The sequence below is a fragment of the Maricaulis sp. genome, assembly GCF_048270095.1.
In the GTDB taxonomy this organism is placed as follows: domain Bacteria; phylum Pseudomonadota; class Alphaproteobacteria; order Caulobacterales; family Maricaulaceae; genus Maricaulis.
The window spans coordinates 95,070-121,622 of sequence record NZ_JBLWTL010000006.1 but is presented as its reverse complement, the minus strand read 5'-3'; the positions used below and the strand labels follow the sequence as shown (position 1 = coordinate 121,622).

The 26,553-nt window shown below is 62.6% G+C and carries 28 protein-coding genes and 1 tRNA gene; 11 read left to right on the top strand and 18 right to left on the bottom strand.

Features of this window, described 5'->3' with window-relative positions; all coding sequences use genetic code 11:
* Positions 1 to 243: 243 nt before the first annotated feature.
* Positions 244 to 882: an Eco29kI family restriction endonuclease gene (locus ACN0YJ_RS05885; protein WP_417495614.1), complete on the top strand. Its 639-nt coding sequence runs from the start codon at positions 244 to 246 to the stop codon at positions 880 to 882.
* Complete coding sequence (locus tag ACN0YJ_RS05880) at positions 879 to 2,033, top strand: DNA cytosine methyltransferase (protein WP_417495613.1); 1,155 nt, start codon at positions 879 to 881, stop codon at positions 2,031 to 2,033. The genes ACN0YJ_RS05885 and ACN0YJ_RS05880 overlap by 4 nt, the downstream gene beginning before the upstream one ends.
* 162 nt (positions 2,034 to 2,195) lie before the next feature.
* Here the strand turns inward: ACN0YJ_RS05880 and ACN0YJ_RS05875 are convergent.
* The 3 genes from ACN0YJ_RS05875 to ACN0YJ_RS05865 all read right to left on the bottom strand — a co-directional run bounded on the left by ACN0YJ_RS05875 (position 2,196) and on the right by ACN0YJ_RS05865 (position 3,325).
* Positions 2,196 to 2,272 (bottom strand) — tRNA-Arg (locus tag ACN0YJ_RS05875).
* 51 nt (positions 2,273 to 2,323) lie between these two features.
* Positions 2,324 to 2,566 carry a YdcH family protein gene (locus tag ACN0YJ_RS05870; RefSeq protein ID WP_417495612.1) on the bottom strand — a complete coding sequence of 81 codons (243 nt, stop codon included), beginning with the start codon at positions 2,564 to 2,566 and terminating at the stop codon, positions 2,324 to 2,326.
* 201 nt (positions 2,567 to 2,767) lie between these two features.
* Entirely contained in the window at positions 2,768 to 3,325 is a 558-nt protein-coding gene (locus tag ACN0YJ_RS05865) for a methyl-accepting chemotaxis protein (protein WP_417495611.1), read from the bottom strand.
* 183 nt (positions 3,326 to 3,508) lie between these two features.
* Here ACN0YJ_RS05865 and ACN0YJ_RS05860 point away from each other — a divergent pair, with 183 nt between their 5' ends.
* Positions 3,509 to 4,288, top strand: a complete 780-nt coding sequence (locus ACN0YJ_RS05860) for a thermonuclease family protein (RefSeq protein WP_417495610.1) — start codon at positions 3,509 to 3,511, stop codon at positions 4,286 to 4,288.
* Positions 4,289 to 4,769: 481 nt separating this feature from the next.
* On the opposite strand, the gene ACN0YJ_RS05855 is transcribed toward ACN0YJ_RS05860, so the two are convergent.
* From ACN0YJ_RS05855 to ACN0YJ_RS05830, 6 genes are all read right to left on the bottom strand, one after another.
* Positions 4,770 to 5,288, bottom strand: a complete 519-nt coding sequence (locus ACN0YJ_RS05855) for a CarD family transcriptional regulator (RefSeq protein WP_091766538.1) — start codon at positions 5,286 to 5,288, stop codon at positions 4,770 to 4,772.
* Between the two features lie 234 nt (positions 5,289 to 5,522).
* Positions 5,523 to 5,864 carry a ferredoxin FdxA gene (gene fdxA, locus ACN0YJ_RS05850; protein ID WP_417477989.1) on the bottom strand — a complete coding sequence of 114 codons (342 nt, stop codon included), beginning with the start codon at positions 5,862 to 5,864 and terminating at the stop codon, positions 5,523 to 5,525.
* 62 nt (positions 5,865 to 5,926) lie between these two features.
* Positions 5,927 to 6,376, bottom strand: coding sequence for a TerB family tellurite resistance protein (locus ACN0YJ_RS05845; RefSeq protein ID WP_417495609.1), 450 nt, complete (start codon positions 6,374 to 6,376; stop codon positions 5,927 to 5,929).
* Between the two features lie 14 nt (positions 6,377 to 6,390).
* Entirely contained in the window at positions 6,391 to 6,735 is a 345-nt protein-coding gene (locus tag ACN0YJ_RS05840) for an RNA-binding S4 domain-containing protein (RefSeq protein WP_417495608.1), read from the bottom strand.
* On the bottom strand, positions 6,732 to 9,365 hold the full coding sequence (locus ACN0YJ_RS05835; protein WP_417495607.1) for a helicase-related protein: 2,634 nt from the start codon (positions 9,363 to 9,365) through the stop codon (positions 6,732 to 6,734). The genes ACN0YJ_RS05840 and ACN0YJ_RS05835 overlap by 4 nt, the downstream gene beginning before the upstream one ends.
* Before the next feature lie 84 nt (positions 9,366 to 9,449).
* The gene (locus ACN0YJ_RS05830; RefSeq protein ID WP_417477993.1) at positions 9,450 to 10,271 is read right to left on the bottom strand and encodes a DUF3108 domain-containing protein; all 822 of its coding nucleotides are present in this window, start codon (positions 10,269 to 10,271) and stop codon (positions 9,450 to 9,452) included.
* A 187-nt stretch (positions 10,272 to 10,458) separates the two neighbouring features.
* Here ACN0YJ_RS05830 and rpmB point away from each other — a divergent pair, with 187 nt between their 5' ends.
* Positions 10,459 to 10,764 (top strand): 50S ribosomal protein L28, encoded by a 306-nt coding sequence (rpmB, locus tag ACN0YJ_RS05825; RefSeq protein ID WP_091766520.1) that lies wholly within the window; start codon positions 10,459 to 10,461, stop codon positions 10,762 to 10,764.
* A gap of 103 nt (positions 10,765 to 10,867) precedes the next feature.
* Positions 10,868 to 12,631: an amidohydrolase gene (locus tag ACN0YJ_RS05820; protein ID WP_417495606.1), complete on the top strand. Its 1,764-nt coding sequence runs from the start codon at positions 10,868 to 10,870 to the stop codon at positions 12,629 to 12,631.
* On the opposite strand, the gene ACN0YJ_RS05815 is transcribed toward ACN0YJ_RS05820, so the two are convergent.
* The 3 genes from ACN0YJ_RS05815 to ACN0YJ_RS05805 all read right to left on the bottom strand — a co-directional run bounded on the left by ACN0YJ_RS05815 (position 12,628) and on the right by ACN0YJ_RS05805 (position 16,171).
* Positions 12,628 to 13,599 carry an esterase-like activity of phytase family protein gene (locus ACN0YJ_RS05815; RefSeq protein ID WP_417495605.1) on the bottom strand — a complete coding sequence of 324 codons (972 nt, stop codon included), beginning with the start codon at positions 13,597 to 13,599 and terminating at the stop codon, positions 12,628 to 12,630. The two genes, ACN0YJ_RS05820 and ACN0YJ_RS05815, sit on opposite strands and share 4 nt — an antisense overlap.
* A gap of 13 nt (positions 13,600 to 13,612) precedes the next feature.
* On the bottom strand, positions 13,613 to 15,526 hold the full coding sequence (gene cobT / locus ACN0YJ_RS05810) for a cobaltochelatase subunit CobT (protein WP_417495604.1): 1,914 nt from the start codon (positions 15,524 to 15,526) through the stop codon (positions 13,613 to 13,615).
* Positions 15,527 to 15,742: 216 nt separating this feature from the next.
* Positions 15,743 to 16,171: a MerR family transcriptional regulator gene (locus ACN0YJ_RS05805; protein ID WP_417495603.1), complete on the bottom strand. Its 429-nt coding sequence runs from the start codon at positions 16,169 to 16,171 to the stop codon at positions 15,743 to 15,745.
* A gap of 297 nt (positions 16,172 to 16,468) precedes the next feature.
* Here ACN0YJ_RS05805 and ACN0YJ_RS05800 point away from each other — a divergent pair, with 297 nt between their 5' ends.
* Together ACN0YJ_RS05800 and ACN0YJ_RS05795 are read left to right on the top strand one after the other, a co-directional pair.
* On the top strand, positions 16,469 to 18,505 hold the full coding sequence (locus tag ACN0YJ_RS05800; protein WP_417495602.1) for a TonB-dependent receptor plug domain-containing protein: 2,037 nt from the start codon (positions 16,469 to 16,471) through the stop codon (positions 18,503 to 18,505).
* 143 nt (positions 18,506 to 18,648) lie between these two features.
* On the top strand, positions 18,649 to 18,903 hold the full coding sequence (locus ACN0YJ_RS05795) for a hypothetical protein (RefSeq protein WP_417477999.1): 255 nt from the start codon (positions 18,649 to 18,651) through the stop codon (positions 18,901 to 18,903).
* A 28-nt stretch (positions 18,904 to 18,931) separates the two neighbouring features.
* On the opposite strand, the gene ACN0YJ_RS05790 is transcribed toward ACN0YJ_RS05795, so the two are convergent.
* A complete protein-coding gene (locus ACN0YJ_RS05790) occupies positions 18,932 to 19,975 on the bottom strand; it encodes a hypothetical protein (RefSeq protein ID WP_417495601.1) in 1,044 nt (347 codons plus the stop codon).
* An 81-nt stretch (positions 19,976 to 20,056) separates the two neighbouring features.
* Positions 20,057 to 21,043, bottom strand: a complete 987-nt coding sequence (gene cobS, locus ACN0YJ_RS05785) for a cobaltochelatase subunit CobS (RefSeq protein ID WP_417478001.1) — start codon at positions 21,041 to 21,043, stop codon at positions 20,057 to 20,059.
* A 156-nt stretch (positions 21,044 to 21,199) separates the two neighbouring features.
* Between cobS and ACN0YJ_RS05780 the strand changes: the two genes are divergently transcribed.
* Both ACN0YJ_RS05780 and ACN0YJ_RS05775 read left to right on the top strand, forming a co-directional pair.
* Entirely contained in the window at positions 21,200 to 21,478 is a 279-nt protein-coding gene (locus ACN0YJ_RS05780) for a type II toxin-antitoxin system RelE/ParE family toxin (RefSeq protein ID WP_417478056.1), read from the top strand.
* Between the two features lie 18 nt (positions 21,479 to 21,496).
* Positions 21,497 to 21,793: a HigA family addiction module antitoxin gene (locus tag ACN0YJ_RS05775; protein ID WP_417478002.1), complete on the top strand. Its 297-nt coding sequence runs from the start codon at positions 21,497 to 21,499 to the stop codon at positions 21,791 to 21,793.
* A 3-nt stretch (positions 21,794 to 21,796) separates the two neighbouring features.
* On the opposite strand, the gene ACN0YJ_RS05770 is transcribed toward ACN0YJ_RS05775, so the two are convergent.
* Positions 21,797 to 22,411: a J domain-containing protein gene (locus tag ACN0YJ_RS05770; protein ID WP_417478003.1), complete on the bottom strand. Its 615-nt coding sequence runs from the start codon at positions 22,409 to 22,411 to the stop codon at positions 21,797 to 21,799.
* 69 nt (positions 22,412 to 22,480) lie between these two features.
* Here ACN0YJ_RS05770 and ACN0YJ_RS05765 point away from each other — a divergent pair, with 69 nt between their 5' ends.
* Positions 22,481 to 22,750, top strand: coding sequence for a BolA family protein (locus ACN0YJ_RS05765; RefSeq protein WP_417489348.1), 270 nt, complete (start codon positions 22,481 to 22,483; stop codon positions 22,748 to 22,750).
* A gap of 75 nt (positions 22,751 to 22,825) precedes the next feature.
* Positions 22,826 to 23,569, top strand: coding sequence for a DUF3313 family protein (locus ACN0YJ_RS05760; RefSeq protein ID WP_417495600.1), 744 nt, complete (start codon positions 22,826 to 22,828; stop codon positions 23,567 to 23,569).
* Here the strand turns inward: ACN0YJ_RS05760 and ACN0YJ_RS05755 are convergent.
* From ACN0YJ_RS05755 to ACN0YJ_RS05745, 3 genes are read right to left on the bottom strand one after another with little or no spacing between them, the layout of a single operon-like run.
* Complete coding sequence (locus ACN0YJ_RS05755) at positions 23,566 to 24,837, bottom strand: HlyC/CorC family transporter (protein ID WP_417478006.1); 1,272 nt, start codon at positions 24,835 to 24,837, stop codon at positions 23,566 to 23,568. The genes ACN0YJ_RS05760 and ACN0YJ_RS05755 overlap by 4 nt on opposite strands.
* Positions 24,834 to 25,937 carry a 3-dehydroquinate synthase gene (gene aroB / locus ACN0YJ_RS05750; protein WP_417495599.1) on the bottom strand — a complete coding sequence of 368 codons (1,104 nt, stop codon included), beginning with the start codon at positions 25,935 to 25,937 and terminating at the stop codon, positions 24,834 to 24,836. The genes ACN0YJ_RS05755 and aroB overlap by 4 nt, the downstream gene beginning before the upstream one ends.
* Entirely contained in the window at positions 25,934 to 26,473 is a 540-nt protein-coding gene (locus ACN0YJ_RS05745; protein WP_417478008.1) for a shikimate kinase, read from the bottom strand. Before ACN0YJ_RS05745 ends, aroB begins: the two co-directional genes overlap by 4 nt.
* Between the last annotated feature and the right edge of the window lie 80 nt (positions 26,474 to 26,553).

Below are 26,553 nucleotides of genomic sequence, written 5' to 3'. Positions count from 1 at the left end.
GGCGCGCTATGATAAATGCCCCTAAAAAAGGTTCGTTGATGAGTGTTTCATTCGAGTGCCGTGACACTCTCCGGAGTCGGTTTCGTTGCGCCTGCCGGAGCATGTCCAACCAGCACCAACTTCACCCGGGGTTCGGCTAGGTGCCTGAGGAAAACAGTCCAAACGAGCAGGCCAGACATGAATGACGGGGTTTCACTAACTCAATAGCGGGTTATTCTTGCTTGCGATTCAGGTGGGTTAAGGATGCAAAATAAATTTTGCCGAGATGAGCATGTCTACACAAGCCATGATTTTGAAGAACTTATCATGGATGCTGTGCGGTTTTTTAATGGCACGCCGGTGCATGTCCTGCCGCCTCCTGAGCGTTTCAGCGGCGTTGGCGTGTACGCGCTCTATTTTATTGGAGCCAAAGGGCGGTACGCAAAATACGGTGCCCTGAATCGGCTTCAGTATGAGTTCCCGATTTATGTAGGCAAGGCGGTTCCCAAGGGGTGGAGGCAATCGCGTGCAGACGCATCGAATCTTCGCATAGGCCATGAGCTGTTCTCACGACTTAGAGAGCATTCGCGGAATATCGATCTGGGGGAGGGCTTAGCTTCCGCAGATTTTCGTTGTCGATTTATGATTTTTGAAGGAGCCGGATCGGACATGATCTCATCAATCGAGGCGTCTCTAATTAAGTCTTTTAAACCATTATGGAATTCGGTTGTTGATGGCTTTGGAAATCATACGCCAGGGGCGGGAAGGTTCAATCAGGCCAAATCGGACTGGGATGTAATCCACCCCGGGCGGCTTTGGGCGGAAAAGTGCCTTGGCAAGGCGAGGGAGCGGGCAGAAGTTGAGGCTCGCATCGCGACGCATTTATTGGGATTGGGCGAATGAAGTCGATTGAGTTGTTTTCCGGAGCAGGTGGGCTGGCGCACGGTTTGAGCAATTCGGGCTTCGATCACGCGAAGTTCGTGGAATTCAACAGAGACGCCTGCGCCTCACTACGGGCGAATTTCGGTGACCAATTGGTTCATGAGGGGGACGTCCGGGATTTCGATTTGTCTCGGCTTTCCGATATTGATCTAGTGGCAGGTGGCCCTCCTTGCCAACCATTTTCTATGGGAGGCAAGCATCAAGCGCACGACGATGGGCGAGATATGTTCCCTCCGGCGATTAATGTGGTGCGTCAATTGAAGCCGCGAGCGTTTGTGTTTGAAAATGTTAAGGGTTTGCTCCGTGAGTCGTTCAGTGCCTATTTTGATTATATCCTTGAAAGGTTGCGCTACCCAGACCTCACCCGCCGGGAGACGGAAGATTGGCAAGAGCACCTTAAGCGCCTGAAGTCAGATGGTCCTGGGGCAGGCGGACTTAGCTATCGGGTGTTTTATCGATTGTTAAATGCGGCAGATTACGGAGTCCCCCAAATCCGCGAGCGAGTGTTTATAGTGGGTATTCGTAACGACTTATCCGTGAATTGGGATTTTCCACCAGCGACCCATAGCCGTCGTCTGCTGGCAATCGACCAAGGCGTGGACGGTTCGTATTGGGACCGTCACAAAATTCCTTTTGCCGAGAGGCAAATTGCGCGCTTGACTCGCGCCGCTTCTATCGAGGGTGATCTGTTCAAAGCTACCAAGCAGGCTTGGCTGACCGTCAGGGATGCCATAGGGCACTTGCCAGCGCCCGAGACCAGCCACAACCTAGCAGACCATTTATACCGCGACGGTGCGCGGACCTACCCCGGCCATACGGGCAGCTACATTGATTCCCCAGCAAAGACTCTGAAGGCTGGTGTTCACGGCGTGCCAGGCGGTGAGAATATGATCCGCTATCACGACGGGTCCGTTCGTTATTTCACAGTTAGAGAGGCGAAACTCTTACAGACGTTTCCGGAAGATTTCGTGATTTCTGGGGCTTGGTCAGAGGGGATGCGCCAAGTTGGCAACGCCGTTCCGGTCAAGTTAGCTGAGGCCATCGGCGCGGCGCTCTATGCCGCTGTAGGTGACTATTCTAGGCCCTTAAAGGGGCGGGTTCGCGTCGCATAAGTGCTCCCAAAGGTAACTGCAGAGGCGTTCGCCTGAATTTTGAAGGACGCCTTCGACGCCTGCCGAAGAATTATCGGATCCCAGTTTCGTCGCCGTGGTAGCGTGTTGGTAGCGCATTCTTTTGTTTTGCGAGCTTGTATTAAGCTAAGCATCTGTAAAAATTGGTGGCCCCGGCGCGATTCGAACGCGCGACCTACAGATTAGGAATCTGTTGCTCTATCCGACTGAGCTACGGGGTCAGCTTGCGGGTCTTCCTGATATAGCCGGGCAGTGAAGGCAAGCCCCGGGCGTCAGGCGATGGATTTCAGCAGGGCGTTGATCTCATCCTTGAGGACCATGCGGCGCTTGCGCATGTCGGTCATCTGGTCGTCGGAGGTCGGCTCGACATTGGTCTCGGCGCGGTGAATATCGCGGTTCAGGGCATGATAGGCCTCGGCGAGCTTCTGGAAATGCGCATTGCCGGCCTTCAATTCATGCAATTGCTCTGCATATTCAGGGAAATCGGCTGCGAGTTCGTGGGGGGTATGGCTCATCGTGATTCTCCTGCAGGTCACCTGCGTTTTTCGGTGCCGGGAGCTTGCCCGAGAACGGGGGGGCGTGACAATTCCGCGGCACAGGTCGGGGCGTTGGCCCGGCGCCTGGCGCCCGCCCGATATCCGGCGCGGCCGAGGCCATGAAAAAGGGCGGCAGGCTTGTCGCCGGCCGCCCGAATTCCCTGGTCCTTCGCGGTGGGCTCAGTGGGCCCGGTCACGCAGGCGATTGAGCTGTTGCGAAACTTCGCGGGTGGCCAGCGTCATCTGGTCGACGGCTTCCTTGCCGCGGGCGACAGAGACGCCGGAGCCGCGCACGCCGTCGAGGATTTCCTTGACCTCATTGTCGAGCGAGGCGATGCGTGCGGCGATGTCTTCGGTCGCCTTGGCGGTCTGGCCGGCCAGCGCCTTGACCTCGCCGGCGACGACGGCAAAGCCGCGGCCGGCTTCACCGGCACGGGCCGCCTCGATCGTGGCGTTCAGCGCCAGCAGATTGGTCTGGCTGGCGATCGCCTCGATCGTGGTCAAAATGGCATTGATGCGCTTGGAGGCATCGGTGAGGGCCTCGACCCGGCGCTCGAGCACCTGGCTCGCTTCCTCGATCTGATCCATCGTGTCGCGCGCGATCTGGGCCGCGTCGGCGCCTTGCGAGGCCCGCGCCGCGGTCTCGTTGATGGCTTCCGCGATCACGCGGGCGTCGTCGGCTGCGCCATGGGCGCTATCCGGTTGTTGTGCGTCGTCATTATAGGCGTAGGCGGTCATGGCGCGAATCCCTGATGAATGTCTCTCCCACAGCTAGCGCCCGAGAATGAAAGGATTGGTAAACGCTGGCGCGGCCCGGGCTGTGCGTGACAGCGATGATGACGATTTGCAGCGTCAGATTGCATCTTGAGAAAACAATCAGACCGTGTATGATGGGATCATCACCCTTCGTCGGAGGCTGCCATGCCCGATGTCCTCAAACTCCTGGCCATGTTGTTCGTAATCGCGTGCGAGGCACCGCCCCCGCCACCCACGCAGATACCGGCTTTCGAACCCGGCGAAAGCGGGCAGGTGACCGCCATTTCCGGACCGCTCAGCCTGGTGGTGGAAACCGCCGATGGCCCGCTTGAGGTCCGGCTGGCGGAACTCGACGCACCCGATGCCGCGGCCGCGTCGAGCTGGTTGCAGGACCGGCTGGAGGCGCAGGAGGTCCGCCTGGGCTATGATGGCGCGCGGCGTGACCGCTATGACCGGGCGATCGCCCAGCTCTATTGGTCATCCGGCGGCGAGGAGATCTGGGTGCAGGCGGAGATGGTTTCGGCCGGGCTGGCGCGGGTGTTGACGCATCCGGCAAACCGGCAGGCGGCCGCGCCTCTGCTCCGGCTCGAAGCCCGTGCCCGCAGCGCGCAAGCCGGCCTGTGGGGCAATCCGGCTTACCGCGTCCGCGACACCCATCCCGATGCGCTGGCCCAGGATATCGGTTCGGTGCAACTGGTCGAAGGGCGTGTGGTCGACGTGACCCGGCTGCGCTCGGGCCGGACCTATATCAATTTCGGTCTCGACTACCGGACAGACTTCACAATCGTGGTCGAGGCGGGTGATGAGGCGGCCTTCGACGAGGCCGGCCAGCCCCTGGCGGATCTCAATGGCCAGCGTATCCGCGTGCGCGGCTGGATCGAGGCGGAGAATGGTCCCTTGATGCGGATCGACCATCCCGAACGGATCGAGTTGCTGGATGGGTGAGGCCGTGACCGGTTCGTCAGGCTGTGAGCGGCCCGGGTCAGACGCTGAACCGGCCAACCCGGCGTCGGGCAGGCCGGGCATGGGCGGCCCGGGCCCGGTGCGAGCCCCGGCCCGGTGTGGCGGCCAGGACTGGGCAGGCACCGGTCAAGGCAGGGCAGGCACCGGTGAGGGCAGGGCAGGTATCGGTCAGGGCAGGACGGGTGTCGGTCAGGGCCGGGCTGGTGTCAGTCAAGGCAGGGCCGGGCTGGCGCCTGTAATCCCGGGGCCAAAGAAAACGTGCGGCGAGGAAAATGCGCCGGGTCGCGAAAAAAACGCCCGGCACAGGGCCGGGCGTTTTCATCAAAAGGATCGCATTGGCATCAACAGAACCATGTCTTCATCAACGCGGCCCCGTTATCATCATCAAGCGACCCCGTCTTCATCAGCAGGGCCCGATCTTCATCACGAGGATCCTTGTCTGCGGTCCGAAGCCGGGAAGCGACTAGGCGGCCTTCTTGATCAGCGAGGCGGACAAAAGATCGCGGGCCTTTTCATGCTCGATATTCTCGACCGCAGCCAGTTCGCGAACCATCCGGTCGACGGCGGATTCATACAGCTGGCGTTCCGAATAGGACTGCTCCGGCTGGTCTTCAGCGCGATGCAGATCGCGGACAACTTCGGCAATCATGATCAGATCGCCCGAATTGATCTTGGCTTCATATTCCTGGGCACGGCGGCTCCACATGGTGCGCTTGACCCGGGCCTTGCCCTTGAGGGTTTTCAGCGCGTCCTTGACGATGCGGTCGCTCGAGAGCGGGCGCATGCCGGAGACGTCGGCCTTTGCGGTTGGCACCCGCAAGGTCATTTTATCCTGCTCGAAGGTCACGACGTAAACTTCGATTTCGAAACCTGCGACCGAATCTTTCTCAACGCCGGATACCTGGCCCACGCCATGGGCCGGGTAGACAATGAAATCGCCTTGTTTGAAAGATCTGTTGTCGTTGGCGGTTTTCTTCGTCATTGATACACTCTCGCTAGGCTCTTCACGCGGTCGCTTGACGCTGATCGCACACAATAAACTGCCGAGCGTTCTCAAAGAGCATCCGTCACCCATCCGGCTTCGAGATCGACAAAATTTGTGTGTAATCCACCACGTAGAAAAGCGGGCCGCACCAGACGCGCTGCCCATCAATGTGACTTACATATCACAAAATTACGTGAAATCCAAACGCTAGCGCGCGCAGGCGGGCAAGATTCAGTCGCCAGACCCCGGTTTTTCCGAGAAATATTTTTCATACTTCCCGCCTTCCTCTGCCATGGCATCGGCGTCGGCGGGTGCATCCTTGCGGATGGTGATGTTCGGCCAGGTCTCGGCGAATTTTGAATTGATCGCCAGCCACTTGCCGTCCGGATCATCCTCGGTGTCGGGCTTGATGGCCTCCACCGGGCATTCCGGTTCACAGACGCCGCAATCGATGCACTCATCGGGATGAATGACGAGGAAGTTCTCGCCCTCATAGAAACAATCCACGGGGCAGACTTCGACGCAATCAGTGTATTTGCAGCGGACGCAAGCGTCAGTGACGATATAGGTCATGGGAACCGGTCATGCAGAGAATTGGCGGGGCCCGGCGGACATGGGCTGCCGCCCCGGTTTTGTCAACGGTGCCGGACTTTGGCTTCTGCACGCGCACGCGCGAAAACCCGCTCACGGTCCGCAATTCCGAGCAATGGTGCAATCCGGCGCACGAAGGCGTCCTCGAAGGGCGATTTTTCGCCATCGGCGAGGGCGACCATCCATAATTGCTCGATCAGCGCGACCCGTTCCTGCTCGCTCAGGCAGACTTTCACCACTTTGGTAAAGCGGTGATGGTCGATCGCGCCCTCGGCCAGTTCCTCGGCCTGGTCGAGCACCCGGTCGACGGCAGCGGGGTCGAGCAGGAAGGCGGCGGAGAGGATTTCCTTGATCTGGTCCTGTTCGCAATCGGCATAAATCCCGTCGGCGAGGGCCGCCTCGACCAGTAGCGCTGTCGCGGCGATATGGGGATCCAGCTCCGGCCGCGCGGTTACGGGGTCGCGGCCAAACATCTGTTTCAGCTTGTCAAACATGGGCAGGCTCCAGGCTATCGAGTGCTGACGCGGTCATCGTTTCTGCGTCCTTGTGCCGAACCGGCGTCCGGCTGCGCCTCGTCCGGCAATTGGTAGAGCGCTTGCGCCTGCGTGGCATTGCCGCGCCGTTCGGCGAGCGCCAGAATGGTGAGGCCGACAATCGAACCGTTTCGCAGCAGCGTCAATGTGTCGCCTGCGCGGACCAGTGTGGCCGGCTTCGAGATGCGGCGGGTCAGCCCGTTGGAGGTCACACGGATGCGTCCCTTGGCGACGGTCGCAGTGGCCAGGCTGCGGGTCTTGTAGAACCGGGCATGCCAGAGCCAGACATCGATCCGTTGCGCTTCGACGCACTCGCTCATGATCCCGCCTTCTGTCTGGGGGGGCGTCGCCGATTGCGCCGTTTTGCTGCACCGGCAGGTGCGCGCCGGGCAGGTGGCGGGCCAAAGCTCAGGCCGGCGAGGGCGGAAAACGGACTATCGGTATCGGGTGGGACCGCGGCAGCGCTGGCCGGTGCGGCGCGCGGCGTGCGGCGCCGGCGGACCCAGACCTCCTCAGGCTCGGCCCCGGCCGGCTTGCCCTTCTGCAGGCGCCGGTAATTCAGCGCTCCCAGAATGCCGCACAAGTCCTCCAGGCTGCAGCCGAGCAGGGCGGTCATCGATGGCGTCAGGGCGAATTGGCCCTTGCCCTTGCTCTTGTCCTTGTCCTTGGCGGTTCTGGCGTCGCGGATCATGTCGGCGAGCCGTTCGAGAATGTCGAAACGGACAGCGCGCGGGCCGCAGGGTTGATAGCCGATGGCGATGTGTTCGCCTGGCGAACGGCTGTGATCGCGCGGCAGGGAGGTCAGGCCCGGCGCGGGTCGCCAGGCGGGGCGGGTGTCACCGGCATGGATGGCGCGCAACAGGGTGTTGAGGCGGGCCGCAGCCGGTTTGATCAGGGCCGGCAGGTAGATCATGTGTTCGCCGATCTCGACGCCCAGCGCGCGCAGGGCGCGGCGTTCGGCGGGTGACAGGGCCTGGATTTCATCGCTGACATCAAGCCGCGGCAGGGCGCCACCCGCTTCATACATCCGCCAGGCGATGCCGCTGGCGAGGCCGGCCAGGGTGTCGCCATTGGCGCTCTCGCGCAGTTTCAGCAGCGGCGCCAGCCGCGCCTGTGCCAGCTGGCCGACCAGGCGTTCCAGGTGTGAGCGCGCCCGGGCGCGCGCTTCGGCGGCGCCAATTTCCGCGCCGACCAGGGTGATGGCTGGCCGTAAGGGCTCCGGCCCGGCTGTCAGCCGGGCCACCGGCTCGCCCAGCCAGCTGATGGCGCCGTCTCCGCGAAAGAGGCCGGCGCCCCGGGTGCCCCGGGCGCGCGCGCCGAGGCGGCGCTTGACCTCGGGGCGCAGCGCCTCGATGCCCGCCGAGCGCAAGGCCCTGGCCGCCAGTTCGCGGCCCTGGGCGTCGGGCTTGAAGGAAAGCCCGGCCAGCCGGCCGACATAATGGCCTTCCACCGTGACCTCGCCCTCGGGCGAGACACCCGCCAGCATTTCACTTTCATCGCGCAAACCCTTCATCAACGCGCCGGTGCGGCGGTCGACAAAGCGTTGCATCAGTCTTTCGTGCAGGGCGTCGGACAAGGCGTCTTCGATTTCGCGCGTGCGTTCGCACCAGTGCTCCGGATCGGCGGTCCAGTCAGGGCGGTGGGCGGCATAGGCCCAGGTGCGCACCTGGGTCAGGCGGGCGGCGAGCACATCAACCTCGCCATCGGTGCGGTCGAGCCTTTGCAGATGGCCGTTGAGCCAGTCATCGGGCAGATGGCCGGCCGGGCCGGTCAGGTGCAGGAAAATCGTCCGCACGAGACTGGCATGGGCGTCGATGGTGACCTTGCGGAAATCAGGCAGACGGCAGGCATCCCACAAACGCCTCACGCCCGCCATGGAGGCGGCGCGGTCGCGGATTTCCGGGTCGGCGGCGAGCAGCGCCAGTGTGCGTTCATCAATCGCTTCGCGGGCCCGTTCCAGCGCCGGATGGTCGGGCGGTTCGGCCAGTGAGATCAGCAGATTGTCCAGCGAGCGTTCATCGAGATCGGGATTGCGCCATTGCAGCTTGGTCACGGGCGCGAATTGATGATTCTCGATCCGTCGCACCAGATCAGGATCGAAGGCGCCGCAATCCGCCGTTTCGCCAAATGTGCCGTCATTGCGGAAACGGCCGGCGCGGCCGGCGATCTGCGCCAGTTCGGCGGCGCTGAGGCGGCGGCGCTTGCGGCCGTCGAACTTGCGGCTCTCGGCAAAGGCGACATGGTCGACATCCATGTTCAGCCCCATCCCGATCGCATCGGTCGCGACAAGGAAATCAACCTCGCCGGACTGGTAGAGCTCGACCTGGGCATTGCGCGTGCGCGGCGACAACCCGCCCATCACCACCGCTGCGCCACCGCGCCGCCGCCGCATCAATTCGGCGATGGCGTAGACGGACTCGGCCGAGAAGGCGACGATGGCGGACCTTCGCGGCAGCCGCGTCAGCTTGGCCGGGCCCGTATGGCTGAGCTGGGAGAAGCGCTCGCGGGTCTCGATATGCGCTGACGGGATCAGCTCGCGGATCAGCGGCCCCATTGTGGCGGCACCGAGCAGCATGGTCTCCTGGCTGCCGCGGCAATAGAGCATGCGGTCGGTGAAGACATGGCCGCGTTCCGGATCGGCGGCGAGCTGGACCTCGTCAATCGCGATGAAGGCGACATTGAGATTGAGCGGCATCGCCTCGGCGGTGCAGATGAAATAGCGCGCTGATTTCGGGACGATCTTCTCTTCGCCGGTCACCAGCGCCACGGCGGCCGCGCCCTTGGCGCGCACGACGCGGTCATAGACCTCGCGCGCCAGCAGCCGCAAAGGCAGGCCGATCATGCCCGACGACCGCCCCAGCATGCGCTCGACCGCCAGATGGGTCTTGCCGGTATTGGTAGGGCCGAGGGCGGCGGTAATCTGGCCGTCCGTGTCGCGATGCGTCGTCACGCCGCTCTCCCGTATCGAGTCGGACAAGTCTGATGAGTCGAGAGATTAGGCCACCCGCTTACCGGCGGCGAGGGCCGGTTGCGGTCAATAGGTCTCGATCGAGCGGGCCGATACGGTCACCCCGCCAAAGCCGGCATTGGTGCGGATCTTCACCGGGACATAGAATTCGCCGCCATTGATCGGGGCAAGCCAGAAGTCGATCGGTTCGGCAATATCCTCGGCGGTCGGGAATTCATCGGCCTCATAGCCGGAGATGGGCTCGTAATAGGCGCGGCAGATCAGCGCTTCGCCGCTCCAGGCCCGGGTGCGGATATCCTTGCGGCCACCATCCTCGAAGCGAAGATTATAGCGGGCGCGGCCATCGAAGACGGGCAGGCGGCCATCGCAGTGCGAGCTGCCGGACGAAACCGCGCCGAGCCCCATGGCGAGCAGGGTCGAGATCGGGTCGCGGGCGCCGGCGCGATCCTCGTCGCTCGCGGCTGGTTCGCCCATATTGCCGAAGGGTGGATTGACGTCGGGCATGGCGATGCCGTCGGGGAAGTCGATTCCGACGATCCGGTTCTTGGAGCTGGCGTGATTGAGATGGCTGTAGCGATAGGGCTGTAATTGTGTGCCGTCGCGATAACCGCTGACGCCGGCCTCGATATCGGCATCGGTGAACAGTGCGGCCAGGCCGGCGGCAGTGAAGCGCGCGGCAGCCTGGTAGGTATCGTCGGCATATTCGGTGCTGATGCTGATATCGGCGACCTGGAATATCAGCACCGAACCGGAATACTGCACCGTGACGCCATGCGTGCCGGCAGCCCGGGGCAAGGCCCCGGCGTCGGCGGCTTCATCGGCGAGACCGGCACTGCCGGAAACGACCAGGCCCAGCGCTGCCGCGCCTGCTAACCACACTTGTTTCACGCCCTGCACTCCTTTTACCAGACCCCGGCGACCTCAATTGACGCCTTCATACTGCAATAATATACCCAAACCCACTGCAAGATGAACGCCGCAAGCTTGACGAGGCGGGCCGCCTCCTCTATCTCGCCCGCTCCCACTCTGGTCGCAAGACCCGAGCGAAAGTTTTTTAATTTGGAAAGGTGCGACTATGGCGCGTCGCTGCGAACTGACCGGTACGGGTGTAATGTCGGGGAATAATGTTTCCCATGCCATGAACAGATCCCGCCGTCGCTTTCTGCCGAATTTGTGCGATGTGACCCTGGCTTCCGAGAAGCTGGGCCGCAATTTCAAGCTCCGCATTGCCGCCAAGGCCCTGCGCAGCGTTGATCATGTTGGCGGGCTTGATGCCTTCCTCCTCAAGGCTCGCGACGAGAAATTGTCGGACAAGGCCCTGAAGATCAAACGCGCACTGAAAAAGGCTTCGGCCGCCCCCGAGGCGACTGCTGCAGCCTGATCCGGCTTCCTTCATTATTCTGCCAACGCCCGCTGCTTGCAGCGGGCGTTGTCGTATGCGTGCAGCAAGGCTAGTTTGGCCCTCTTGATCCGGGGAGGCTGCCATGCGCGCGATGAATTTTCTGATGCCATTTTGCCTTTGGGCGCTGGCGGCCTGCGGCGGCCCGTCGGGCGAGACGGCTGCGCCGGCCCCTGAAGCGGCGCCGCGCGACAGTGCCGTTGATGGCGCCATGCCCGCGGCCGATCTGGTGTTCTGGGGCGGCACTATCCACACCGCCAATGACAATCAGCCGATTGTGCAGGCCGTCGCCGTCCAGGCTGGACGCATTGTGTTTGCCGGGCCCCAGGCCGGTGCCGGCATCTGGGTCGGTGCGGACACGCGTGTGATCGATCTCAATGGCGGCGCGATGTATCCCGGCTTCACCGACAGCCATGTTCATGTGATGGGTGTCGGGGCCCGCGAGCGCACCCTGAACCTTGATGATGTCACCTCAATTGCCGGTCTGCAGACGCGAATCGCCGAAGCGGTCGCGGAACTTGACGCGGGCAGCGTGCTTTTTGGCCGTGGCTGGATCGAAACGCATTGGCCCGAGGGGCGTTTTCCAAATCGCCATGATCTCGACGCCGTGGCGCCGGACCATGCCGTCATCCTGACCCGTGCCGACGGCCATGCCTCGGTCGCCAATTCCCTGGCCCTGCAACAGGCCGGTATCGGTGCTGACAGCGTCGCGCCTGATGGCGGCGAGATCCTGCGCGAGGCCGACGGTGAGCCCGATGGCATGCTGATTGACGCCGCCCAGTACGCCGTTGGCGCCCTGGTCGAACAGCCAAGCGGCAGCGTGCGGGCCGACACCTATGCCCAGGGCGCGCAAGTGATGGCCAGCCTGGGTTGGACCGGCGCGCATGACATGTCGGTGCCCTATGAGGATGTGGCGATGATCGAGGCGCTCGCGGAAGCCGGCCGTCTGCCGATCCGCGATTACATCTCGATCAATCCGGACGGCTATTCCCGCCTCGCCGTGGAGACACCGCGCATTGCGGCGGATGGCCTTGTCATTACCCGTGCCGTGAAAATGTATATGGACGGCGCGCTGGGCTCACGTGGGGCCGCGCTGCTGGAACCCTATTCGGACCGGCCCGAAAGCTCCGGCCTGCTCTTCCCCGAGGGTGATGAGATGCTGGGCGTCATGGCCGAGGCGCTGCGCTCGGGCGTGCAGATCAATGTGCATGCGATCGGTGATCGCGGAAATCGCGTCCTGCTTGACTGGGTCGAGGAGGCGCTTGTTGCTGTGCCCGCCGATGAGCGCGCCTTGCCGGAGCATCGCTGGCGCGATGAGCACAGCCAGATCGTCGATCCGGATGATATTCCGCGGTTTGCCGAACTGGGCGTGATTGCCTCGATGCAGCCCTCGCATGCGATCGGCGATCTCTATTTCGCGCCCGCCCGCCTGGGTGAAGACCGCCTGGCCGGGGCCTATGCCTGGCAGAGCCTGCTCGACGCCGGCGCCCGTCTCATTGGCGGCAGTGATGCGCCGGTCGAGCGCGGTGATCCACGGATTGAGTTTTACGCCGCGACCGCCCGGGCCAGCCTCGACGGCTTCCAGGGTGATGACTGGCATGGCGAAGAGGCCCTGTCGCGCCAGGACGCGCTCAAACTGTTCACGGCCTGGCCGGCCCATGCCTCATTCCGTGAGGATGAGCTGGGAATGATCGAGCAGGGCATGATCGCCGACCTGACCATTTTCTCGGCCGATATCATGACGATCCCCGAGGCCGAAATCCTGACGGTCCAGCCCTGGATGACGGTCGTCGACGGCGAAGTGGTCTTCGAAGCGCCCGACGCTTTCCATCAAAGCGATGAGGGCTAGCCAGTAACGGCAAAGGCCATGAGCAGGGTGCGTTGCTGCGGATTGTAATTATCGTCCGAGACGATCAGCAGGATGGTTTCACCATCGCGATGGAAGGCAGTAATGCCCTCAAAATTATCGACGGAATTGGCGGCGCCGAATTCGGCCAGCAATTCCGGCTCTATGGTCTCATCTGAATCCAGCGCGCCCTGGTCGAAACGGACGATGCGCAGCTGTGAACCGACCGCCGGGGTCCAGTAGCGCTGGAGCGCGTAAACCTGGCCATCAATCATCGTCATGCCGGTCAAACCATACTCGGTGACGGCGGCCAAGCTCGACAATGCCCATTGCTCACCCGTCTGGCGCCAGATGTCATAGGCGGTGTCGGCGGAGAAGGGCCATTCAATGCCGACCAGCAGGCTGCCATCGTCGAGCAGGGTCAGCGCTTCCATACCGCCATTATGGGTGATGGGAAGCTCGGTTGGCGGTAAGTCCCGCAGACTCGGTCGCGCCCGGTCAATCCGCTCCCAGTTCTCGCCCAGATCATAGCTCCAGATGCGGGCCTGGCGTTCGAAACTGACGGCATAATGGCCATCACCGAGGGCGGCGATGCCCTCGCTATCGCCGGCTTCGCCTTCAAGATGATTTCCCTCCCGGCCCAGCAGGGGGGCAATGACGAGATTGTCCACGCCGCTCAATTCGCCCGCTTCGGACCAGATGAGGTCTGTCGTCACCCACCAGGCGCTGTCTGAGACGGCCAGAAGCCGCGCGCCGCCGGCGGAGGTCTCCAGCGCAGACAGGCCGCCAAAACGCGCATCATCATCGGAAATATTGATTCCGCCGCGCCACTGCAAAGCGCCCAGTTGCAGGGTTTCCGGCGAATCGGGGAAAAGGGCGACGGCCTGTGTCGTCGGACCGCCGGCGACAGGGCCAGGCTGCGAACAGGACGCGGTGAGAAGCACAGCGAGCAGCAGGGTGTAGCGTGTCATCAGGATCCCCCCGTTAGCGCCTCGCCCCCATATCGGCGGTGTCGGCGCGCTTCAATGTTGATGTCGGCGAGGCCGGACGAGTACTGGTATAACCGGAGCTTACGGGCATGTCTTCATCGAACAGGCTGGCGAGTTGATCGGTCATCGCACCGCCGAGCTGGTCGACATCATTGATCGTTACCGCCTGGCGGTACCAGCGCGTCACATCATGGCCGATGCCGATGGCGAGAAGTTGCACATCCGAGCGGGTTTCGATCAGGGCGATGGTCTCGCGCAGATGGCGTTCGAGATAGCCGGCTGTATTGGCCGATTGCGTGCCGTCATCAACCGGTGCGCCATCGCTGATCACCATCAGGATACGCCGTTGTTCGGGCCGGGCAGCGAGGCGTTTCCAGGCCCAGAGCAAGGCTTCGCCATCAATGTTTTCCTTGAGCAGGCCTTCGCGCATCATCAGGCCCAGATTGATCCGGGCGCGGCGCCAGGGCGTGTCGGCGGCCTTGTAGATGATATGGCGCAGATCATTGAGGCGGCCCGGCTGCGGCAGCTTGCCTTCGGCGAGCCATTTCTCCTTCGACTTGCCGCCCTTCCAGGCCTTGGTCGTGAAGCCGAGCACTTCGGTCTTGACGCCGCAGCGCTCCAGCGTGCGCGCCAGGATATCGGCGCAGGCGGCGGCAACCATGATCGGGCGGCCGCGCATGGAGCCGGAATTATCGATCAACAGGGTAACGATGGTGTCGCGAAATTTGGTTTCGCTCTCCGCCTTGTAGGAGAGCGGCAGGGTTGGATCGGCAATCACCCGGGCCAGCCGTGCGCCGTCGAGCACGCCTTCCTCGAGGTCAAATTTCCACGCCCGCTCCTGCTTGGCCATCAGGCGGCGTTGCAGCCGGTTGGCGAGGCGCCCCACGACCTGGTCGAGACCCTTCAGCGTACCGTCGAGATACTTGCGCAGCCGGGCCAGCTCCTCGGTATCACACAGATCGGCAGCCTGGATCACTTCGTCGAATTCGCGGGTGAAAACCTTGTAGGCCTTGGCGTCGCCGTCATCGCCGGGCCGCCAGTTGGGGCGCATCGCCTTTTGCGCTGCGCCTTCATCATCCATCGAGTCGACGCGGGTGTCGGCGTCATCGCTGTCGGCATTATTCTCGTCATCATCGCCGGCTTCACCAGCGGCATCGGGTGTGTCCTGGTTATCGTCGGACTGGCCGTCTTCATCCTCGTCCTCGCCGGTTCTCTGTTCGCGCTCGACGCCTTCATCCTCGTCTTCCGGATTCTCGCTCTCTTCGGGATCACCGCCGAGCTCGTCAGACAGATCGAGATCCTTGATCACCGAGCGCAGCATGTCGGCAAAGGCGGTCTGGTCTTCGGCATTGTTGGAAAGGGCGTCGAGCGAGGTGCCGGCCTTGTCTTCAAGCTGGTCCCGCCACAGCGTCATCAGACCCGCGGCCTCGGCGGGCACCGGATGTCCGCCAATACGTTCGCGCACCAGCATGGCCAGCGCCTCTTCCATCGGCGCCATTTCGCGTTCGGTGACGTTCTGCCAGCCCTTTTGGCGGCAGCGATCAATCAGCGCCGCATCAAGATTGGCCGCCATGCCACGCATTTCGCGCGCACCCAGCCCCTCGACCCGGGCTTGTTCAGCGGCGTGGAAGATCGCCCGCGCCGTCGCGCCCGGCGGCAGCGCACGAGCGTGGGCCGCCTCATTGTGATGGGCAATTCGCAGCGCCAGTGCGTCGGCGCGGCCCCGCACGGCGGCGGCGGCCTTGGTGGTTGGCTGGGCCCCCGGATTGGGCAGGACCATGCGCCCGCCATTGAGCCCGGCAATCTCGCCGCCAAAGCGGACATCGAGCTCCTTGTCTCCGGCAATCGCCCGCGTCGTGATGGCAAGGGCGCGGCGGAATGCGTCGGGATCGGGAGGTGGCTGGCTCATGGGTGTAACCTAACCGGCTGGCGGAGAAAATCGAGCCGGGAGCTCAGGACGCGGGCAGCATTGGGAAGAGGGTTCGGCGAAGCCGGCGCGGCGCGCTGTCTCGCTGCTGGTCGACAAGACGGCGCTGATCGACCGTGCCGTAGCCTGGTCGGGGATCTCGTTCTACTCACGCTGCACGCGCCCCAGGTTGAAAGCCTGACGGGGGGCAGTGTGCTGTCATGCGTTAGGGCCATGTTTATGCCCTGTCCGGTCGGCGATTGATTGCAGTACATGGCAATCGCCGATCCGGCCGCTCCCGCAATTGTCGAGCACACGCTGCAATTCGTTTCTGAGTGCAGACAGATGCTGGATACGGGTTGTGATCTCGTCGACATGATGTTTGGCGATGATGTCCACCGCGGTGCACGGGCGGTTCGGGTCAGCTGCGAGACCCAAGAGTTCTCGGATGGCTGTCGGATCAAAGCCGAGTTGCCGCGCCTGTCTGATGAAACCCAGTCTCTCCAGAGCGGTATCATCATAGCGGCGATGGCCGCTCGCCGCGCGTTCGGGCTCGGCGATCAGACCGTTTTGCTCGTAATAGCGGATCGTCGTGACCTTGACGCCGGTGCGCCGGGAAAGTTCCCCGATGGCATAGGTGCGCGGCATGATTTTACCCCTTGCATCTATAGTGGCTGTAGATTGTATCTGGCATCCCTGTTGATAGGTGGCAAGCCGTGTCGGAGAGAAATGCCATGGCCGGGCTCCGCCGTAACAATCAGCTAAAATTCGCCAGCAGGCCTGCGGTCTTTGTCCTCCGGAGAGTTCATGGCAGGCGCCTTCAAAGGCGCGGGTGTGAATTGGCTCCCGATCGGTCGGCCCGCCTTGCACGCCATCCCCTCCGTGCCCTCTGACATCCCGCGCAACACCTCGATCCATGTCCAAGTTCAACAGGTAGATGCCCCCATGACGATTGCCCGCCTCCTCACCGTCCTCGCCTTGATCTCGACCTCGCTGGGTGGCGTCGCCGCTCGAGCCGATGAAGCCGGTCCACAACCGGGTGCGGCGGCCGAGGCCGGACACCATGCCCACCCGAATGAGGGCGACGCTCACGATCATGAGGCGGAGCATGAAGGCGAAGTCATCGTCGTGCGTGCCACGCGCACCGGCCGAAATGTTGAGGACGATCCGGTGCGGGTTGAAGTGATCGTCCGCGAGGAAATCGAGGAAAAGGCGATCATGCGCCCGGGCAATATCGCCATGCTGGTCAATGAGACCGGCGGCGTGCGCGTGCAGGTCACATCGCCGGCACTGGGTGCCGCGAATATCCGCATGCAGGGCCTGTATGGACGCTACACGCAATTGCTGGCCGACGGGCTTCCGCTCTATGGCGGACAGGCGGCCTCTATCGGTTTGTTGCAGATTCCGCCAACCGACCTTGCCCAGGTCGAAGTCATCAAGGGATCTGCCTCGTCGCTCTACGGGGCATCCGCGCTTGGCGGCGTGATCAATCTCGTCTCACGTCGCCCCGCCGAAGCCCCCTATGCAGAGGTTTTGTTCAACGCCACGACGCGTGACGGGCAGGATATTACGAGCTTTGCATCCACGCCCTTGAGCGATCAGTTCGCTGCATCGCTGACACTAGGGACTCACCGGCAGAGCAATGTCGATCTTGATGATGATGGCTGGATTGACATGCCGGGCTATGAGCGGGTCACGGTGCGCCCGCGCCTTCATTTCGACGGCCTTGATGGATCGACCGCCTATATGACGGCCGGCTTCATGACCGAGCAGCGCACCGGTGGCACACGCGACGGTTTTCTCACGCCGGGCGGCACGGCCTTTCCGCAGAACCAGGACACCACGCGTTTTGATGTCGGCGTCGTCACCCAGCACCCACTTTCCGCTTCGCTGGACCTGAATTTCCGGGCTGCCGGCATGGTGCAGGATCACGAGCACCGCTTCGGTGGGCTGGTCGACTCGGACAGCCATGACACGCTGCTTCTGGAAGCGTCGCTCGCTGGCATGCGTGAGCGCACGGACTGGGTGCTGGGCCTAGCATATCAGGCTGACGGGTTTCGTTCCGACAGTTTTGGCGACTTTGACTACCGCTATGAAGCGCCGGGTATTTTCGCCCAGATCGACCATGACTTTACCGACACGATTTCCGCGTCATTGAGCGCGCGCGCCGACGATCACTCCGAATATGGTTTGCAAACCAGCCCGCGACTCTCGGTTCTCTACCGGCCTGGCGACTGGACGATCCGTGCGTCGTGGGGAAATGGATTCTTTGCGCCGACGCCGTTCGTCGAGGCCATCGAAGCTGCCGGGCTGTCGCGGCTGGAACCTCTCGCCGGCCTGGAGGCCGAAACCGCGACGACCGCTTCGATTGATTTCAATTACCGCAACGGGGCAATCGAGGGTGGTCTGACCCTGTTCGGATCTGACGTGGAGGGCGCGACCCAATTGCAGGCGTTTGCAACGGCACCGGGTGGGCCGGACGATGCGGTTCGGCTGGTCAATGCGAACGGCGAGACTGAAATTCGTGGGGCGGAAATTCTGCTCCGGTATTTCTGGCGCGATTTCAAATTCACCGGGAGCTATCTCTATCTGGATACCAGCGAAGCTGACCCGGTCGGATTGGCTCGCCGCCAATTGCCCCTGACCCCTCAACACTCAGCCGGATTTGTGGCGATGTGGGAGCGTCATGGTGAGGGACGATTGGGATTCGAAGCCTATTACACGGGCGAACAAGCGCTCTATGACAATCCCTACCGGACGCGAAGCGATGACTATCTCCATCTCGGGCTGCTCGGCGAAATCGTGCTCGGCAGGGTGAGCCTGTTCATCAATCTCGAAAATCTGCTGGATGTGCGTCAGAGCGACGAGGACCCAATCCTGCTCCCGGCGCGTGCGGCGGATGGCCAGTGGACCACGGATATATGGCAGAGCACAGACGGCTTTGTTGTCAATGGCGGCATTCGGCTTCGATTTGGTGGCTGATCGGGCGCCAACCTGAAGCCACCGGTGAAGATTGCGAGTGTTGATGACGGCGGTGAGCGTAATTGACCCCCGGGTTTGCGGTGCGGCGTGTGCCGTGTTTCCATGTCGGCCCTGTCGCCCGCGATGCAATGAAGGAGCCGGAAATGAGCGTTTCATTCGACTATGACAAGGCATTGGAGAATCCGTCCCTGGCCTTTGATACTCCCGAATCGGTGTTGAGCCAGGCCGGGCTGAGCGACGCTCAGAAGATCGAAATCCTGCGCCGTTGGCTATTCGACGCCACCGAAATCGCCGACGCGGAAGGGGAGGGCATGGAGTCAGACAGACCCCTGCTGGAACGCCGCGTTGCCCTGGCGCTCGAGAGCCTCACGGGCGGCAATGATGTCGAGCCGGCCTGACGGCCGGGTCGGGCGATGAGCCCGGCGGCTAATCGACCGGACGGATCGACGGTGCGGCTTCAAACCAGGTTTCCAGTTCCGCCAGGCTCACAGCCCGCCCATCCGTGACGGCGATTTGTGAATAGGTTGTCGAGAAATCCGCCTGTCCATCGGCAACCGGGTAGGCGCCGAGAAATACGCTCTGCAAGTTCCAGCTGAGGATCCGCCCGGCCCCAAAGCTGGCAATGTAGCGATCATGCGTGACGAGAAATTCCGCACCGGCCTCGCAATCGCCGCGCTCAACCTGGCCCCGGGCATAACTCATCCCGCGCCGGGCATCGGCGCCTTCGACCCAGCGTTCGGCGTCACGGACGAGGCCGCGGCCCGGCTGATACTCGCCGGTCTTGGTGATTTCGACTTCATGGCGGCCCGGACCGCACTGCGCGATCTCGACCCGGTCCAAATGCCGGGGGCGTACCAGATAGTCGCGTAGATCGGTTTGCCAGGGGCGTCTCGCCTCGGGCTCCGCGATCAGATTGCGCACGCCCTGCACCAGTTGATCATTCGCGCCGACGGGCTCGATGGCGAGCACTCTGCCCTCATCCGTGCGGAAGACCAGATAGGTCTGCTCGAGGATCAGTGCCATGGAATTGGCGCAGGTCGGCAGGCTGAGAAAGGCTATGCTGGGCGTTCCGACGGGAAATTCATCCCAGAACAGGGTTTGCGCATGCAGGGCGGCATAATCGGTGCCGTCTGATGCCACGGGTTCAATCGCGATTGCGCCCGCTGCGCCCTCGATCTCGTAACGGCCCTCACCCATCCCCTTGAGGCGTTCATCGACCTGAAGCGTATAAGCCGCGAGCGGGATGCCCCCGAGGAAGGGCCCATAGCGTGCGGGCGGCTCTGCGGGGCGCCAGTCTACGGCGCGCACCAGCTCCACAAAGGCCGAACGGGACAGATAATCATAGAGACGCGGCGTCGCCGAGGCGGCCAGGTTCTGCTCGTAGGAGCGCGGCGGTGGCGGCGGGCAGGCCAGAGCCGGCGCCGCCAGTCCGGCGCTCGCGAGCGCGCAGAGTGTGATGGTTCTGATCATGCCTGTCCCCCGTGTGTCGGGAGGCATAGTCCAGACAGTCGCAATACGGGTCAAGCGGGCGCCGGGCGTCCGCCTTGTCCTTTAAGCAACCGCAGCGGGCTTGATCGGCGCTTCTGCCAGATCGGCTCCGAAGACGCGCTGATACATTTCCGCAATCGTCGGGCGTTCCAGCTCGTCGCACTTGTTGAGGAAGGTCAGGCGGAAGGAATGGCCGAGATCGTTGAAAATGGCGTTGTTTTCCGCCCAGGTGAGCACGGTGCGCGGGCTCATCACGGTCGAGATGTCGCCATTGATGAAGGCTTCGCGGGTCAGATCGGCCAGCTTGACCATGTCCGCGACCTGTTTGCGGCCGGCTTCGGTTTTGGCGAGATCCTTCATCTTGGCGAGTACGATGGCGTTCTCGGTCTCGGCGGGCAGATAATTCAGCGTCGAGACGATTGACCAGCGGTCCATTTGGCCCTGATTGATCTGCTGTGTGCCGTGATAGAGGCCGGTCGTGTCGCCGAGCCCGATCGTATTGGTCGTCGAAAACAGCCGGAAGGAAGGATTGGGGCGGATGACCTTGGTCTGGTCGAGCAGCGTCAATGAGCCGGAAGCCTCGAGGACGCGCTGGATCACGAACATCACGTCCGGGCGGCCGGCATCATATTCATCGAACAAAAGCGCGACCGGACGCTGCAGCGCCCAGGGCAGGATGCCTTCCTGGAATTCGGTGACCTGCTTGCCGTCCTTCAGCACGATGGCATCCTTGCCGACCATGTCGATGCGCGAGATATGGCTGTCGAGATTGACGCGCACCATCGGCCAGTTGAGCCGTGCGGCGACCTGTTCGATATGGGTCGACTTGCCGGTGCCGTGATAGCCCTGGATCATTACGCGGCGGTTGAAGGCAAAGCCTGCCAGGATGGCCCGCGTCGTCGCCGGATCGAACACATAATCGGGATCAATCTTCGGCGTGTGCGCGTCGGGTTGCGAGAACATCGGCACTTCAAAGCCGGCATCGAAGCCGAACAGCGCCATCGTATCGGCAATGGCATCGGGGGCGGGCACGGGGAATTCATCGCTCATGGAACCGGTCTTTTCGCTGGGGGACGTCTGGACTGCAACGCGCACGGGATCATGCATCCGGACTAGCGCAGGCCGCAGCGCGCGGCAAGGGATGGGGTGAGATGGGACACCCTGGTTCCGTTTGACGGAACTGACGCGGCGCGCTATATTGCCAAGGTGATCCGATCCTTTGCCTGCAAAGACACGGAGAAGCTGTTCCGTGACGATAGCGTGCGACGTTTTGCAGCATTCGAGCGTCCTGCGCGACGCAAGCTTCTGATGCTGCATGCCGCGCACCGCCTTGAGGACTTGCGGATTCCGCCTGCCAATCGGTTAGAGGCCCTGAAAGGGGACCGCAAGGGTCAGTACAGCATTCGCATCAACCAGCAATGGCGCCTGTGTTTTCGTTGGCTCGACGGGGCTGCCTGGGACGTTGAAATTGTCGATTATCACTAGCGCGAGGACACCAATCCGATGACCAAACTATCTGCCATTCCTCCCGGCGAAATCCTCCTGGAAGATTTTCTGCGCCCCAATGGGCTGACCCAGGAAAAGCTGTCGCGGGCGATTGATGTGCCGAAGAGCCGCGTCTCGGGCTTGGTGCGTGGCTCGCGCTCGATTACCGCCGATACCGCCCTGCGCCTGTCGGCCTTTTTCGGCACGACGGCGGAATTCTGGATGAATTTGCAGGCCGAATTCGATCTGCGCCAGGCGCGTGCGACCAGCTGGCCGGAGATTGCGCCGAGGATTACCCCGCACAAGGCAGCGTAAACGTCACGCCATCCCGACGCCCTTGAGGATCTGGTAGGACGCGATGACGCGGCCGAGCTGTTCCTCGCTCGAGCGGTCGCCGCCATTGGCGTCGGGGTGGAAGCGTCTGACCAGTTCGGCATAGCGTCGGCGCACGGTGGACGGGTCGACATCAGGCTTGAGGCCCATCGTCTCCAGCGCCTTCGATTGCAGCCGGCCCATGGCCTTTTCGCGTGGCCCGTCTTCGTGGGGCTTGGTATTATCGCCGAATGTGCCCATCGGGTCGGAGAAGCCATCGGCGAAATCACGGCTGGCGCGTTGGGCCTTGTGGCGCGAGCTGGTGGAATTGCGCCAGCCCCAGGTCGGACGGTGTCCATAGGCGGATGATTCGCGATACGCCTGAGCGGCATTTTCACTCATGCCTTCGAAGAAGTTCCACGACTTGTTGTATTCCGAGGCATGGCTCTGGCAGAACCAGTAGAAATCGCTCAGCTGGTCATTCGATTTCGGCGCGCGGCTATTGCCATGGCTGCGGCAACCAGGCCATTCACACACGCGCTCCTCGGCCGAAGGTTTGTCCTTGGGCGGCTTGATGCGGATGTCTTTGAACCGCGGTGTATATTCAAATGCGTCTGTCATAGCGTCCGATTATGGTCATGCTCGGGTAAAGCAGCAATGAAACGGGTGTCAAAAGAGGTGAAATTAATCATGACAGTGAGAGATGAGATTGAAAGCCGGCTGCGCGAGGCGCTGGTTCCGGTCACTTTGCACGTCAGCGATGACAGTCATATGCACGCGGGACACGCAGGTGCGCGCGAAGGCGGGCAGAGCCATTTCAGCGTTGATATTGTCTCCAGCCGCTTTGAAGGCCTGACCCGCGTGGCCCGTCACCGGCTGGTCAATGAGGCGCTGGCCAGCCAGCTCAAGGGTCCGATCCATGCGCTGGCGATCAAGGCGCGGGCGCCGGGCGATTCATGACACGCGCGGGCCGGTGGTCCAATCGCGTATCGCGGGCGTAGACCTTCACAACCCCAGTGGATTTCCGGAGTCACCATGCCCAAGCTCAATGCGTCCTTCTGTCTGATACCTGTCCTCGCGCTTCTCGCAACCGGCTGTGCCGCGAATGGATTGCAGCAGGCCGAGACACTGAGCGATTATCAAAACCTGCAGACCAGCGACCGCCGCTTGCTGCAGGTTCGCGAATGGGTTGATCCAGAGGCCCTGCGCGCCGTCGAGGCGATCTATATCCCCCAGGCCGGCATCGTGCCGGGCGTTGTCGAGGGCAGCGGTGTCGATCCGCTTCGCTTCAATCGCATCGTCGGCAAGTTGAACCAGACCATGTGCCGCCGCCTGGCGCGGAGTGGTTTTCAGGTCACCGCCGATCCGGACATGGCGAGCCACGAATTGCGCATGACGATCACCGGATTTGAACCCACCAACCTTGTCAGTGCCGGAGCATCGCGCCTGATCGGCTTCGCCATTCCGGGACCGCTCAGCCCGCGTATCCCGATCGGTATTGGCGCTCTGGCGGTCGAGGGTGAAATGCTCGACGCCACCGACACCCAGATTGCCGCGCTGGCCTGGTCATCGCGCAATCACCTCGTCTCCAGTGGCGGTTTTTCGGAAATCGGCGATGGTTACCGGCTCGCCCAGGTTTTCGCCGATAGTTTCGGTGATCTCATCGTGAGCGCGCGTGATTCCGTTGACGGTGCTCGGTCCGACACCGGGCGCGGCGTGTGCAGTGCAATGTTCGAGGCGGCGACCGGCGAAGTCACTGAGGCGACGGACGCTCCCTAATCCGGGCTGGCGCTGACGCGTAGCTGCGTGATCTGGTTGCGCCGGCGTTCGACGACTTCAAAGCGCACGCCATGGAAATGGAAGACCTGACCGCGCTCGGGAATAGTCCGCGCTTCGTGAATAACCAGCCCGGCCACCGTCACGGCTTCCTCATCCGGCAAATGCCAGTCCAGCGCCCGGTTGAGGTCGCGGATGGGGACGACGCCATCGACCAGCCAGGTGCTGTCCGCTTCCGGCTTGATGCCTTCGACGGCGATATCATGCTCGTCCTCGATCGCGCCGACGATCTCTTCGAGAATATCTTCGAGCGTTACCAGACCCATCAGCGCGCCGTATTCATCGACGACAAGCGCGAAATGCTCGCGCTTCTCGCGGAAGGCATTGAGCTGATCGAGCACTTCGGTGGTTTCGGGCACAAACCAGGGTTCGCGCACGACGGCCCGGATATCAATCGTCGACGGGTCGCCATCATTATCGTGCATGGCACGCGCCAGATCGCGGGCATGCAGCACGCCAATGATATTGTCGGGCTCACCCTGATACAGGGGCAGGCGGGTATGGGGGCTGTGGAGCGCCTCCTGGGCGATTTCGGCGGCAGGGCGTTCGACATCGATCATGTGGATGGACTTGCGATGCACCATGATGTCGTCGACCGTCAATTCGCGCAGGTCCAGTACGCCGCCGAGCATGTCGCGGTCATTCTTGACCACGCCGCCATCTTCGTGATGCAGCGCGATCGTGCCGCGCAATTCGTCATGCGCTGACAGGACGGGGCCTTCGACCCGGGCACCGAGAAGGCGCAATACGCCGCGCACGATCGCCTGCACCGCGCCGACGATCGGCGCGAAGATGCGCACAATGACCAGGACGGGGCGCGACACGAACAGCGCGAAACGTTCCGGATTGGACAGCGCATAGGTTTTCGGCATCACTTCGGCGAAGACCAAGACCAGCGCTGTCATCACCGCTGTGGCGACCCAGACGCTGTGCTCGCCGCCCAGCATGCGGGCGAATAATTGCCCGGTCAGCATGGAAGCGGCGATATTGACCAGATTATTGCCGAGCAGCAGCGAGCCCAGCAGGCCTTCGCCATCGCTGATCAGCAGATTTACCCGTGCCGCGTCGGGATTCTTGTCGCGCTCAAGCTGAAGGATGCGCGCCCGCGAGGTCGCGGTCAGCGAGGTTTCCGAACCAGAGAAAAAGGCCGACAGCATCAGCAGGCCAATAATCATCAGGGCGGGGCCAATCAGGCTCCAGTCGAGGCTCATGAGAGCGAAGTCTCCAAAAATGCGACAAGGTGTGCCGCGTCAATCCTAGGGTCTATCCACGCTTTGCCAATACCGCGGGCGAGAATCAAGGTGATTTCCCCGGCCTGGTTTTTCTTGTCGTCACGCATGCGAGCTACAAGGCGACTGGCATCCCAGTCCTTGTGCGCCAGTGTTGCGGCATTCCAGGGCAGGCCGATGGTCCGCAAATGTGCCTCGACCCGGTCTGCATCGCTGGCGGGGCATTCGCCACGCGTGACCGAATAACGAAAGGCCAGTGCGATCCCCGCCGCGACGGCTTCGCCATGGCGGATCGCATCCCGGGGCGCTTCGGCTTCGAAGGCATGGGCGAAGGTGTGGCCGAGATTGAGCAGGGCGCGTCGGCCGTGCTCCAGCTCGTCCTGGGCAACGATCTGCGCTTTGAAGGCGACCGCATCGGCAATGGCCCGCGCCAGGGGTGCGCCGTGCAGCACGCCAGCACCGGCGGCCTCAAGCCGGTCAAACATTGCCGGATCGCCAATCAGCGCGGCCTTGACGATTTCCGCATAGCCGGCCCGGCGTTCGCGGTCGGGCAAGGTGGCGATGAAAGCCGTGTCGGCAATGACCAGGCGCGGCTGGTGGAAGGCGCCGGCGAAATTCTTGCCCTGCCGGGTATTGATCCCGGTCTTGCCGCCGACCGAGCTGTCGACCTGGGCCAGCAATGTGGTCGGGATCTGTATGAAACCGACGCCGCGCTTGGTGACCGCCGCGGCAAAGCCGGTCAGATCGCCAATCACGCCGCCGCCCAGGGCGATTATCGCTTCGGAGCGTTCTATATTGCGCTCCAGAAGGGCATCAACCAGCTGTTCCAGACCGGCAAAGCTCTTGGTGGCCTCGCCCGGTTCCATGATAATGGGGTCGCAGGTGATGCCGACGCCGGCCAGTACGGCCATGACGCGTTCCAGGTGCAAGGGCGCGATATGGCTGTCTGTCACGATAATGGCGCGCCGGCGCGGGAACAGGCCGGCCAGGCGCGGGGCAGCGGCGTCGAGCGCGCCATCGCCGATCATCACATCATAGCTACGGTCTGCGAGACCCACCGGCACTGTCAGGACTGCACTCACTTTTGCGTCTCCCGGGTTTGCAACGCGGCGATAATCGCGTCGGCCGTTCCCTGGTGGGTGCCTGCTGAGGCATCGATATGGATATCGGCCTCGGCATAGGCCGGCTGCCGCGTCTCAAGCAGACGCTCAAGGATTTTCACTGGATCGCCGTCGCGCAGCAAGGGGCGGGTATCGCGCCGGGCGACGCGCGATGCGAGGGTTTCGACATCGGCCTGCAGCCAGATTGATATAGCCTTGTTTGCAATAAGCTTCCGTGTTTCCGGGTCGACAAAGGCGCCGCCGCCCAGGGCGAGCACCATGGGCGGCGCGTCCAGCAGGCGTGCGATTACCCGGCGTTCACCGTCGCGAAAGGCCGCTTCGCCGAAATCCTCGAATATCTCGCTGACTGATCGGCCCGCGGCGCGCTCGATTTCATGGTCGGCATCGGCAAACGGGCGGTCCATGGCCGCTGCGAGCCGCCGTCCGACCGTGGTCTTGCCAGCGCCCATCAGGCCGATCAGAACGATTGTGTGGTCACGTAAAGCAGTGCGGGTCATCCCATCGGTATAAAGCGTCTGGAAATCGCCGCAATCGGGGTTACCCTTGTCGCGCGGATGTTTGCCATGCTGGTGGCGCG

What these genes read in the sequence shown, in the direction of transcription:
- cobT (WP_417495604.1), bottom strand. Translation starts at nt 15,526, where the DNA reads ATGAGCCAGCCACCTCCCGATCCCGACGCATTCCGCCGCGCCCTTGCC.
- ACN0YJ_RS05860 (WP_417495610.1), top strand. Translation starts at nt 3,509, where the DNA reads ATGCCCGATGTCCTCAAACTCCTGGCCATGTTGTTCGTAATCGCGTGC.
- ACN0YJ_RS05795 (WP_417477999.1), top strand. Translation starts at nt 18,649, where the DNA reads ATGAGCGTTTCATTCGACTATGACAAGGCATTGGAGAATCCGTCCCTG.
- ACN0YJ_RS05770 (WP_417478003.1), bottom strand. Translation starts at nt 22,411, where the DNA reads ATGACAGACGCATTTGAATATACACCGCGGTTCAAAGACATCCGCATC.
- cobS (WP_417478001.1), bottom strand. Translation starts at nt 21,043, where the DNA reads ATGAGCGATGAATTCCCCGTGCCCGCCCCCGATGCCATTGCCGATACG.
- ACN0YJ_RS05765 (WP_417489348.1), top strand. Translation starts at nt 22,481, where the DNA reads ATGACAGTGAGAGATGAGATTGAAAGCCGGCTGCGCGAGGCGCTGGTT.
- ACN0YJ_RS05815 (WP_417495605.1), bottom strand. Translation starts at nt 13,599, where the DNA reads ATGACACGCTACACCCTGCTGCTCGCTGTGCTTCTCACCGCGTCCTGT.
- ACN0YJ_RS05865 (WP_417495611.1), bottom strand. Translation starts at nt 3,325, where the DNA reads ATGACCGCCTACGCCTATAATGACGACGCACAACAACCGGATAGCGCC.
- rpmB (WP_091766520.1), top strand. Translation starts at nt 10,459, where the DNA reads ATGGCGCGTCGCTGCGAACTGACCGGTACGGGTGTAATGTCGGGGAAT.
- ACN0YJ_RS05855 (WP_091766538.1), bottom strand. Translation starts at nt 5,288, where the DNA reads ATGACGAAGAAAACCGCCAACGACAACAGATCTTTCAAACAAGGCGAT.
- ACN0YJ_RS05755 (WP_417478006.1), bottom strand. Translation starts at nt 24,837, where the DNA reads ATGAGCCTCGACTGGAGCCTGATTGGCCCCGCCCTGATGATTATTGGC.
- ACN0YJ_RS05745 (WP_417478008.1), bottom strand. Translation starts at nt 26,473, where the DNA reads ATGACCCGCACTGCTTTACGTGACCACACAATCGTTCTGATCGGCCTG.
- ACN0YJ_RS05820 (WP_417495606.1), top strand. Translation starts at nt 10,868, where the DNA reads ATGCGCGCGATGAATTTTCTGATGCCATTTTGCCTTTGGGCGCTGGCG.
- ACN0YJ_RS05845 (WP_417495609.1), bottom strand. Translation starts at nt 6,376, where the DNA reads ATGTTTGACAAGCTGAAACAGATGTTTGGCCGCGACCCCGTAACCGCG.
- ACN0YJ_RS05885 (WP_417495614.1), top strand. Translation starts at nt 244, where the DNA reads ATGCAAAATAAATTTTGCCGAGATGAGCATGTCTACACAAGCCATGAT.
- ACN0YJ_RS05870 (WP_417495612.1), bottom strand. Translation starts at nt 2,566, where the DNA reads ATGAGCCATACCCCCCACGAACTCGCAGCCGATTTCCCTGAATATGCA.
- ACN0YJ_RS05790 (WP_417495601.1), bottom strand. Translation starts at nt 19,975, where the DNA reads ATGATCAGAACCATCACACTCTGCGCGCTCGCGAGCGCCGGACTGGCG.
- ACN0YJ_RS05800 (WP_417495602.1), top strand. Translation starts at nt 16,469, where the DNA reads ATGACGATTGCCCGCCTCCTCACCGTCCTCGCCTTGATCTCGACCTCG.
- fdxA (WP_417477989.1), bottom strand. Translation starts at nt 5,864, where the DNA reads ATGACCTATATCGTCACTGACGCTTGCGTCCGCTGCAAATACACTGAT.
- ACN0YJ_RS05805 (WP_417495603.1), bottom strand. Translation starts at nt 16,171, where the DNA reads ATGCCGCGCACCTATGCCATCGGGGAACTTTCCCGGCGCACCGGCGTC.
- ACN0YJ_RS05775 (WP_417478002.1), top strand. Translation starts at nt 21,497, where the DNA reads ATGACCAAACTATCTGCCATTCCTCCCGGCGAAATCCTCCTGGAAGAT.
- ACN0YJ_RS05880 (WP_417495613.1), top strand. Translation starts at nt 879, where the DNA reads ATGAAGTCGATTGAGTTGTTTTCCGGAGCAGGTGGGCTGGCGCACGGT.
- ACN0YJ_RS05840 (WP_417495608.1), bottom strand. Translation starts at nt 6,735, where the DNA reads ATGAGCGAGTGCGTCGAAGCGCAACGGATCGATGTCTGGCTCTGGCAT.
- ACN0YJ_RS05760 (WP_417495600.1), top strand. Translation starts at nt 22,826, where the DNA reads ATGCCCAAGCTCAATGCGTCCTTCTGTCTGATACCTGTCCTCGCGCTT.